At 70.9% G+C, this 223-nt stretch carries 1 protein-coding gene; it reads right to left on the reverse strand.

Annotated elements, in window-relative coordinates; all coding sequences use genetic code 11:
- The coding region (locus EXE45_RS19225; RefSeq protein WP_137695218.1) for an AIM24 family protein at positions 1-223 on the reverse strand (223 nt) is incomplete at both ends.

The following is a 223-nucleotide window of genomic DNA, read 5'->3' on the forward strand; positions in this document are numbered from 1 at the left end:
GACTCGCCGGCGCCGAGCTCGATCACCTGGACCTTCTTGCCGTCGTCCGCGAAGTAGACGTGTCCGTCGCCCTCGACGGCCATGATCGGCGTCCCCTCGCCGGTCGCGGCCTGCTTGAGGAAGCCGGTGACCCCGCCCTCGGCCGAGGCCTTCCCGGTGAACGACACGTCGCCCGTGTACGCCACCATCGAGCCGGCCTTCGCCATGACGGTGCCGGCGACCT

This window comes from Halorubrum sp. SP9, from assembly GCF_005435015.1.
GTDB lineage: Archaea > Halobacteriota > Halobacteria > Halobacteriales > Haloferacaceae > Halorubrum > Halorubrum sodomense.